This is a genomic window from Escherichia sp. WS568, assembly GCF_046486085.1.
Classification (GTDB): domain Bacteria; phylum Pseudomonadota; class Gammaproteobacteria; order Enterobacterales; family Enterobacteriaceae; genus Escherichia; species Escherichia coli.
The window spans coordinates 1-3,758 of the sequence record NZ_JBJQMC010000053.1; the positions used below are offsets into that span (position 1 = coordinate 1).

Below are 3,758 nucleotides of genomic sequence, written 5' to 3' on the forward strand. Positions count from 1 at the left end.
GCATCCGCATAGTGCACTGGGTTATCGCTCGCCACGGGAATATCTGCGGCAGCAGGCCAGTAATGGGTTAAGTGATAACAGGTGTCTGGAAATATAGGGGCAAATCCAAAGCAGTTCTAATGGTTTGATTTCACTGATAGGACGTTTACCAATGAACGGGAAGACATCTTGCTCGAATGTCTTAATGATTTCTTCTCGATAGGCCACAGTCCAGCGGTCAGCTTTGTTGGTATGCCATTCTCGACATATTGCTTCGAAAGAATTTTCTGTTGATAGCTTTTGGGCGAGTCTTAAAGCTTTGCGTTCCTCTACCGGGTCAATGCCATTAGCAACCTGCTTACGGGCGATATCACGCTTCTCACGTGCTTCTGCGAGGCTTACTAAATCGTAGCTGCCAAATGACATTAACCGCGCTTTCCCTGCAAACCGGAAACGGAAACGCCAGCCTTTCGAGCCATCGGGATTGATAAGCAATGACAGACCTTGTCCATCGTTCAATGTGTATGGCTTGTCTTGTGGTTTTGCACGTTTGATCTGTATATCGGTGAGAGCCATGTGTATAACTGAAAACTACTTATAAAAAATCTATACACATTACTATACATATTTTTCGCGGATTTAGGGAGACGATCTCGGACTGTTACGGATAAGATGATTATTCATCATATTGAATATAAAGGGTTTTATGGATCATCTCGGAACTGGCTGGATGAAGTTTGGCGGAAGATCACAGGAGTCGAACCTGCCCGGGACCGCTGGCGGCCCCAACTGGATTTGAAGTCCAGCCGCCTCACCGGAGACGACGATCTTCCGCGCCTCGATTGCTACATGGAGGCGGGGCGCATTATAGCTACTTCCTTGAGTTTCTACATCCCCCAGATCAGTTTTTTCCGCCTAATACATGCAGCGTATTATCACGAAAGCATTATAGTTCATATAAAACCCATACTTTACAATGATATATGAGCGTAATTTACGCTACCACGATCACATAAAACAAGAATCATAAATTAATAACCAGATATCGGAATATTCGCTCTCGCAGGGATGGTTTACAAAATGCGTTATCGGTCTCAGCACCCCTATAGCATCAAGGAAAAGCAGATGAAGAGTGAAGTGTTGTCCGTTAAAGAGAAAATTGGTTATGGCATGGGAGACGCCGCCAGCCACATTATTTTCGATAACGTAATGTTATATATGATGTTCTTTTATACCGATATTTTTGGCATTCCTGCCGGATTTGTCGGAACCATGTTTTTGGTCGCTCGTGCACTGGATGCGATTTCCGATCCTTGCATGGGGTTGTTGGCCGATCGAACGCGCTCTCGCTGGGGTAAATTTCGTCCGTGGGTACTGTTTGGCGCACTGCCATTTGGGATCGTCTGTGTACTGGCCTATAGCACGCCAGATCTCAGTATGAACGGAAAAATGATTTATGCAGCAATTACTTACACCCTACTTACCTTACTTTATACCATCGTTAATATCCCTTACTGCGCATTGGGTGGTGTAATCACCAATGACCCGACTCAGCGTATCTCGCTGCAATCCTGGCGTTTTGTGCTGGCGACTGCGGGAGGCATGCTCTCTACTGTTCTGATGATGCCGCTGGTTAATTTAATTGGTGGTGATAATAAACCACTCGGTTTCCAGGGCGGTATCGCGGTCCTTTCCGTGGTGGCATTCATGATGCTGGCATTTTGTTTCTTCACCACTAAAGAACGCGTTGAAGCACCACCTACAACGACGTCTATGAGGGAAGATTTACGTGATATCTGGCAAAACGACCAGTGGCGTATTGTCGGTTTACTAACCATTTTCAATATTCTGGCGGTATGCGTACGCGGCGGGGCGATGATGTATTACGTCACATGGATTTTGGGTACGCCGGAAGTGTTTGTCGCTTTTCTTACCACTTATTGCGTGGGTAACCTGATTGGTTCCGCACTGGCGAAACCGCTGACCGACTGGAAATGTAAAGTCACTATCTTCTGGTGGACGAACGCCCTGCTGGCAGTGATTAGCCTCGCGATGTTCTTTGTTCCTATGCAGGCCAGCATCACCATGTTTGTCTTCATCTTCGTGATTGGTGTGTTGCATCAACTGGTGACACCTATCCAGTGGGTAATGATGTCCGATACCGTCGACTACGGCGAGTGGTGTAATGGTAAACGCCTGACCGGGATCAGTTTTGCTGGCACGCTGTTTGTGCTCAAACTGGGGTTGGCCTTCGGCGGCGCTCTTATCGGCTGGATGCTGGCTTATGGCGGATATGATGCGGCAGAAAAAGCGCAGAACAGCGCCACGATTAGCATCATTATCGCGCTATTCACGATTGTTCCGGCGATCTGTTATTTGCTGAGCGCGATTATCGCTAAACGCTACTACTCACTCACGACGCACAATCTGAAAACCGTTATGGAACAGCTGGCCCAGGGCAAACGCCGTTGCCAGCAACAATTCACCTCTCAAGAAGTGCAGAACTAAGGAACGGCAATGAAAATTAGCGACGGAAACTGGTTGATTCAACCTGGCCTCAATTTGATTCACCCGCTTCAGGTGTTCGAGGTTGAACAGCAGGGTAATGAAATGGTGGTCTATGCTGCCCCCCGTGATGTGCGTGAACGTACCTGGCAGCTTGATACGCCTTTATTTACGCTGCGCTTTTTCTCCCCACAGGAAGGTATTGTCGGTGTACGGATTGAGCATTTTCAGGGGGCGCTGAATAACGGTCCTCATTACCCGCTCAATATTTTGCAGGACGTGAAGGTCACAATCGAAAACACAGAACGTTACGCTGAGTTTAAAAGTGGCAACTTAAGTGCGCGTGTCAGCAAAGGTGAGTTCTGGTCACTGGATTTTCTGCGCAACGGCGAACGTATTACCGGTAGTCAGGTGAAAAATAATGGCTACGTGCAGGACACGAATAATCAACGAAATTATATGTTTGAGCGGCTGGATCTTGGCGTTGGCGAAACAGTTTACGGTCTGGGAGAGCGCTTTACTGCCCTGGTGCGCAATGGCCAAACGGTAGAGACCTGGAACCGGGACGGCGGCACAAGTACTGAACAGGCGTATAAAAATATTCCGTTCTATATGACTAACCGTGGTTATGGGGTACTGGTCAATCATCCTCAATGCGTCTCTTTTGAAGTGGGATCGGAGAAAGTCTCCAAAGTGCAGTTCAGCGTTGAGAGTGAATATCTCGAATACTTTGTTATCGACGGCCCGACGCCGAAAGCGGTACTTGATCGTTATACCCGTTTTACTGGTCGTCCGGCGCTGCCGCCCGCGTGGTCCTTCGGTCTGTGGCTAACCACTTCATTTACCACCAACTACGACGAAGCGACGGTAAACAGCTTTATCGATGGTATGGCGGAACGCAATCTGCCGCTGCATGTTTTCCACTTTGACTGTTTCTGGATGAAAGCCTTCCAGTGGTGCGATTTTGAGTGGGACCCGCTGACTTTCCCGGACCCGGAAGGGATGATCCGCCGTCTGAAAGCGAAAGGGCTAAAAATCTGCGTCTGGATTAACCCTTATATCGGGCAAAAATCCCCTGTCTTTAAAGAGTTACAAGAGAAAGGTTATTTACTCAAACGCCCGGACGGTTCGCTGTGGCAGTGGGATAAATGGCAGCCAGGTCTGTAATGCCGATCAGTTAAGGATCAGTTGACCGATCCAGTGGCTGTGTAAGAATCCGGAAACGCTCACTTGTTTCCGGATTTTTTATGCACATTGGACAGGCTCTTGATCTG

General features: G+C 48.0%; 1 protein-coding gene, 1 tRNA gene and 2 pseudogenes. 2 read left to right on the forward strand and 2 right to left on the reverse strand.

Annotated features, from left to right (window positions below; genetic code table 11):
• Positions 1-84 precede the first annotated feature (84 nt).
• Both ACJHWR_RS25040 and ACJHWR_RS25045 read right to left on the reverse strand, forming a co-directional pair.
• A pseudogene (locus tag ACJHWR_RS25040) lies at positions 85-555 on the reverse strand (tyrosine-type recombinase/integrase); the annotation flags it as partial.
• 162 nt (positions 556-717) lie between these two features.
• Positions 718-812: transfer RNA gene (locus ACJHWR_RS25045), tRNA-Sec, on the reverse strand.
• A gap of 292 nt (positions 813-1,104) precedes the next feature.
• Here ACJHWR_RS25045 and ACJHWR_RS25050 point away from each other — a divergent pair.
• Positions 1,105-2,487 (forward strand): glycoside-pentoside-hexuronide family transporter, encoded by a 1,383-nt coding sequence (locus ACJHWR_RS25050; RefSeq protein ID WP_000834422.1) that lies wholly within the window; start codon positions 1,105-1,107, stop codon positions 2,485-2,487.
• A 9-nt stretch (positions 2,488-2,496) separates the two neighbouring features.
• Positions 2,497-3,648, forward strand: a pseudogene (yicI, locus tag ACJHWR_RS25055) (alpha-xylosidase); the annotation flags it as partial.
• Between the last annotated feature and the right edge of the window lie 110 nt (positions 3,649-3,758).